This window comes from Bifidobacterium thermophilum, assembly GCF_002846655.1.
In the GTDB taxonomy this organism is placed as follows: Bacteria; Actinomycetota; Actinomycetes; order Actinomycetales; family Bifidobacteriaceae; genus Bifidobacterium; species Bifidobacterium thermophilum.
This window is the reverse complement of sequence record NZ_PCGX01000014.1, coordinates 1-6,211: the sequence shown is the minus strand read 5'-3', so window position 1 is coordinate 6,211 and position 6,211 is coordinate 1. Positions and strand designations below refer to the sequence as shown.

The window sequence follows — 6,211 nt, the reverse complement described above, 5'->3', positions numbered from 1 at the left end:
GTATCGTTGCCCGGTGCCTTCCGCCTGGGTTGTGTATGCCGCCGCATACGCGAAGGAATGGATCGCCTAAGGCGATAATCTTTGGTTCCCGTATGCCGTGCCTGTCGTGTGTGTGGTGCCTCACTTGCCGGTTCATGGTCGGGGTGTGTGATGGGGTTGTCCCGGCTTGGCCCGTTTGTTCCATGTGCGGGTGTGGGTGGTCGCCTGCGTGTGTGTCCGGGGTATGTGAAAAGGGAGGGGGCACGTGTGGTGTCCCCTCCCTTTCAAGGTTTGGGTGCGGCGGCGTGCTACTCTCCCACACCCTTCCGGGTGCAGTACCATCGCCGTGCCAGGTCTTAGCTTCCGGGTTCGGAATGGGTCCGGGCGTCTCCCCTGGGCCATGGCCGCCGCAAATCTTCAATTGTCATCCCGCGGGCCATCACGCCCGTGGGGGCTGGTGTGGTGGGTTGGGGACCGGATAGTGGACGCGACTGAAGGATTGATCCATGTGACGTGCAGGGTGTCTCCCTGTCGTCCGGGTGATGCTCTCGTTTGTTCTTGCCACCCTGTATGGGCGGGTGTGTGTGTTGCCGTTCGACTGTTAGTACCGGTCGGCTCCACCCCTCGCGGGGCTTCCACGTCCGGCCTATCAACCACGTGTTCTCCATGGAGTCTCCAGACCCCCGAGGGGGTCACGGAATCCTGATCTCGGAGCAGGCTTCCCGCTTAGATGCTTTCAGCGGTTATCCCTCCCGAACGTAGCCAACCGGCCGCGCCACTGGCGTGACGACCGGCATACCAGAGGTTCGTCCACCCAGGTCCTCTCGTACTATGGGCAGGCCTCCTCAGGATTCCAACGAGCGCAGAGGATAGAGACCAAACTGTCTCACGACGTTCTGAACCCAGCTCGCGTGCCGCTTTGATCGGCGAACAGCCGAACCCTTGGGACCTGCTCCAGCCCCAGGATGCGACGAGCCGACATCGAGGTGCCAAACCATCCCGTCGATATGGACTCTTGGGAATGATCAGCCTGTTATCCCCGGGGTACCTTTTATCCGTTGAGCGATGCCGCGCCCGTGCGCCGGCACCGGATCACTATCTCCGACTTTCGTCCCTGCTCGACCCGCCGGTCTCGCAGTCAAGCCCCCTTGTGCGATTGCACTCGACACCCGGTTGCCAACCGGGCTGAGGGGACCTTTGAGCGCCTCCGTTACTCTTTGGGAGGCAACCGCCCCAGTTGAACTACCCGCCAGGCACTGTCCCTGAAGAGGATGACTCTTCGAGGTTAGACGCCAGGTGTGGACAGAGCGGTATTTCACCTTCCGGCTCCCCGCGGGCTGGCGCCCGCGGCTCACAGCCTCCCGCCTATGCTACACAATCCAGACCTGACGACAATACCAAGGTATAGTAAAGGTCCCGGGGTCTTTTCGTCCTTCTGCGCTTAACGAGCATCTTTACTCGTACTGCAATTTCGCCGAGCTCCTGGTCGAGACAGCGGGGAAGTCGTTACGCCATTCGTGCAGGTCGGAACTTGCCCGACAAGGAATTTCGCTACCTTAGGATGGTTATAGTTACCACCGCCGTTTACCGGGGCTTGAATTCACCGCTTCACCCCCGAAGGGGCTGACGGATCCTCTTAACCTTCCGGCACCGGGCAGGCGTCAGTGCATATACAGCGGCTTGCGCCTTCGCATGCACCTGTGTTTTTGGTAAACAGTCGCTACCCCCTGGCCTGTGCCACCCCCCAAGGCTCAACGCGCGAGGCGCATCACCCCAGGGGGTCTCCCTTATACCGAAGGCACGGGAGTGGTTTGCCGAGTTCCTTGACCAGGATTCGCTCGATCGCTTTGGTATACTCTACCAGACCACCAGTGTCGGTTTCGGGTACGGGCGGCATAGGGCCCTGGCGCCGAAGCTTTTCTCGGCAGAAGGGATCACCGGATTCGCCCCACAAGGGGCCCATCATCACGCCTCGGCCTTGATGCCCCGCGGATTTGCCTGCGGGACGGCCTGCACGCTTGACCACGGAAAACCACCTCCGCGGCCGGCTACCTGACTGCGTCACTCCTGCGTCGGCCTACCACACGCGGGATCCCAACACCACCCGCGTCCACGCCCCGAAAGGCGCTTCCACGGGAAGCGGAGGTTAGCGCACGCGCTTCGGCTTTGACGGTCCCCAGCCGGTACGGGAATATCAACCCGTTCATCCATTCGACTACGCCTGTCGGCCTCGCCTTAGGACCCGACTGACCCGGGGACGACGAACGTGGCCCCGGAACCCTTGGTCATCCAGCGGACGGGATCCTCACCCGTCTCTCGCTACTCATGTCTGCATTCTCACTCCCCCACGGTCCACGACACGCTCACGCGGCCGCTTCGCCCCATGGGGGACGCTCTCCTACCCAGCAGGAAACCTGCTGGCGCGTCTTCGGTGGTGTGCTTGAGCCCCGCTACATTGTCGGCGCGGGACCACTAGACCAGTGAGCTGTTACGCACTCTTTCAAGGATGGCTGCTTCTGAGCCAACCTCCTGGCTGTCTATGCGGCCCCACATCCTTTCCCACTTAGCACACGCTTCGGGACCTTAAACGACGCTCTGGGCTGTCTCCCTCTCGACGACGGAGCTTATCCCCCGCCGACTCACTGCCGCGCCACACCTCACGGGTATTCGGAGTTCGGCTGCTGTCGGTACCCGAAACGGGCCCTCAAGCATCCGGTAGCTCTACCCCCCGGAGGCGACACGCGACGCTGCACCTAAATGCATTTCGGAGAGAACCAGCTATCACGGAATTTGATTGGCCTTTCACCCCTAGCCCCAGGTCATCCCCCCGGTTTTCAACCCAGGTGGGTGCGGTCCTCCACGCGGTCTTACCCACGCTTCAACCTGCCCAGGGCTAGATCATCCCGCTTCGGGTCCAGGACACGCGACAAACGCCTTTTAAGACTCGCCTTCGCTACGCATACGCCACACGGCTTATGCACGCCACATGCCACTGACTCGCAGACTCATTTTTCGATAGGCACGCCGTCACCCCACAAAGAAGGCTCCGACGGATCGTAGGCGCACGGTTTCAGGAACTCTTTCACTCCCCTCCCGGGGTGCTTTTCACCTTTCCCTCACGGTACTGGTACACTATCGGTCAGACGGGAATACTTAGGCTCACCCCACGGTCGGGGCTGATTCACACGGGATTCCACGAGGCCCGTGCTACTTGGGCAAACTGTGATACCGAGACGACACGCATACGGCTACGGGGCCATCACCCTCTACGGCCAGGCATTCAATCCTGCTCGCCTCACACGTCGTTTTATCACTCGGCCCGGCCCCGTCGGAGACCGGACACACAGGCCCGCAACACCCCACGCGCAACCCCCGACGGGTATCACACGCGCAAGGTTTGGCCTGGTCCGCTTTCGCTCGCCACTACTCACGGAATATCCTTTCCTGCAGGTACTGAGATGTTTCACTTCCCTGCGTACCCCCCGCACCCAAGGTGCGGTGACAGCCCATGACGGCTGCCGGGTCACCCCATTCAGAAACCCTCGGATCAAAGCCAGCTCGGCGGCTCCCCGAGGCATATCGCTGCCCGCCACGTCTTTCATCGGTCCCGTCTGCCAAGGCATCCACCATACGCCCTTGCAGGCAACCCCACACACGGGGAACCCGCAAGACCAAACGAACACCGGACGACAGATCATCAACACTCTGCGATCACAAAACGATCAAACAAACAACCAGACCCCCAAAACGGGGACCCGGTCGAAATACATCAGTACAAGCAGACCACAACCAGCCACCCCACAAGGGGCGGCCACGCGGTCCGCTCGCGTCCACTCTCCAGTTCTCAAACCACCACGCCACACCACACACCCCCACCTGGCGACAACCGGACGGGAACCCATGGCGGGCACCCGAACGCCAACCCCCCGACAAGGAGGGCCGTGGCGGCCAGGGAACCCAACAGCATGCCCATACCCGCCCCCACAACAGGGACGCAACGATCCTTCCACGCCAGCACGCCCGACACCCCAGGGAGAAAACCCCGGGAACCATGCCAGGCACTCAATAAGATTCTCCGTAGAAAGGAGGTGATCCAGCCGCACCTTCCGGTACGGCTACCTTGTTACGACTTAGTCCCAATCACGAGCCTCACCTTAGACGGCTCCCCCCAGCAATACTGGTCAGGCCACCGGCTTCGGGTGCTGCCCACTTTCATGACTTGACGGGCGGTGTGTACAAGGCCCGGGAACGCATTCACCGCGGCGTTGCTGATCCGCGATTACTAGCGACTCCGCCTTCACGGAGCCGGGTTGCAGGCTCCGATCCGAACTGAGACCGGTTTTCAGGGATCCGCTCCATGTCACCATGTCGCATCCCGTTGTACCGGCCATTGTAGCATGCGTGAAGCCCTGGACGTAAGGGGCATGATGATCTGACGTCATCCCCACCTTCCTCCGGGTTAACCCCGGCGGTCCCCCGTGAGTTCCCGCCATGACGCGCTGGCAACACGGGGCGAGGGTTGCGCTCGTTGCGGGACTTGACCCAACATCTCACGACACGAGCTGACGACGACCATGCACCACCTGTGAACCCGCCCCGAAGGGAAACGACGTCTCCGCCGTCGCCGGGAACATGTCAAGCCCAGGTAAGGTTCTTCGCGTTGCATCGAATTAATCCGCATGCTCCGCCGCTTGTGCGGGCCCCCGTCAATTTCTTTGAGTTTTAGCCTTGCGGCCGTACTCCCCAGGCGGGATGCTTAACGCGTTGGCTCCGACACGGGACCCGTGGAAGGGCCCCACATCCAGCATCCACCGTTTACGGCGTGGACTACCAGGGTATCTAATCCTGTTCGCTCCCCACGCTTTCGCTCCTCAGCGTCAGTAACGGCCCAGAGACCTGCCTTCGCCATTGGTGTTCTTCCCGATATCTACACATTCCACCGTTACACCGGGAATTCCAGTCTCCCCTACCGCACTCCAGCCCGCCCGTACCCGGCGCAGATCCACCGTTAGGCGATGGACTTTCACACCGGACGCGACGAACCGCCTACGAGCCCTTTACGCCCAATAAATCCGGATAACGCTCGCACCCTACGTATTACCGCGGCTGCTGGCACGTAGTTAGCCGGTGCTTATTCGAAAGGTACACTCACCCCGAAGGGCTTGCTCCCAAACAAAAGCGGTTTACAACCCGAAGGCCTCCATCCCGCACGCGGCGTCGCTGCATCAGGCTTGCGCCCATTGTGCAATATTCCCCACTGCTGCCTCCCGTAGGAGTCTGGGCCGTATCTCAGTCCCAATGTGGCCGGTCGCCCTCTCAGGCCGGCTACCCGTCGAAGCCTTGGTGGGCCCTCACCCCGCCAACAAGCTGATAGGACGCGACCCCATCCCACGCCGCCAGAGCTTTCCCGGACCCCCATGCAGGAGCCCGGCACATCCGGCATTACCACCCGTTTCCAGGAGCTATTCCGGAGCATGGGGCAGGTTGGTCACGCATTACTCACCCGTTCGCCACTCTCACCCGCAAGCAAAGCCTGCAGGATCCCGTTCGACTTGCATGTGTTAAGCACGCCGCCAGCGTTCATCCTGAGCCAGAATCGAACCCTCCACAAAAAAACAATGCGGAAAGCCAAAAACAGACTCTCACAAAATAATTGACGGTCGCCTAATAAGGAAAGGCGACTCGCACGAAAACCCCGACCCCCATCAACCGCCCTCGCGGACTCCCACGCAGGACAATCAAACACCCCGCACGGAAGCGGGGACCGGACTGGCAATCATTGACTATAAAGAAGTAGTACAGACACGCTCTTGAGTTCTCAAACCACCACCACACACCCGACAAAACCAACCCCCCAAGGGAAGCCGGCCGGCGAGCGGCAGCAAGAGAACAACATACACCACCAACACCACCCACGCAAACCAACCACCCAACCACCACCCCACAAACCCTACAAAACACACGCAAACACCGGCGTGTCGAAAACACCACACACCACACACCAAAACAACACGACGCCACACACACCGCGCCACAACAAACCTCACCGCGTCACGTACGCCGACCACGTCCGTTACCTGCCCCATCCCCCAAATCGAACGTTCCACATTCTGAACAGCGTCGCGGAAACAATCAAGTGCGGCATCGCAACACCTCCCACGCCGATGAATCCGGGTGCGGTGAGACGTTTCAGTCCCACTGCACCCGGATTCATCGTCGATCAGCATCAACA

At 60.8% G+C, this 6,211-nt stretch carries 1 protein-coding gene and 3 rRNA genes; 1 reads left to right on the top strand and 3 read right to left on the bottom strand.

The features are described from left to right. Nucleotides 1-274 precede the first annotated feature (274 nt). The 3 genes from rrf to CQR48_RS08930 all read right to left on the bottom strand — a co-directional run bounded on the left by rrf (nucleotide 275) and on the right by CQR48_RS08930 (nucleotide 5,591). Nucleotides 275-391 (bottom strand): 5S ribosomal RNA (rrf, locus tag CQR48_RS08940). A 169-nt stretch (nucleotides 392-560) separates the two neighbouring features. Next, nucleotides 561-3,629, bottom strand: a 23S ribosomal RNA gene (locus CQR48_RS08935). A 431-nt stretch (nucleotides 3,630-4,060) separates the two neighbouring features. Continuing rightward, a 16S ribosomal RNA gene (locus tag CQR48_RS08930) occupies nucleotides 4,061-5,591 on the bottom strand. The 16S, 23S and 5S rRNA genes sit together here, the layout of an rRNA operon. A gap of 198 nt (nucleotides 5,592-5,789) precedes the next feature. Between CQR48_RS08930 and CQR48_RS09255 the strand changes: the two genes are divergently transcribed. Continuing rightward, nucleotides 5,790-6,211 (top strand): hypothetical protein (locus CQR48_RS09255; RefSeq protein WP_218971691.1); only part of this gene is annotated, 422 nt, incomplete at its 3' end.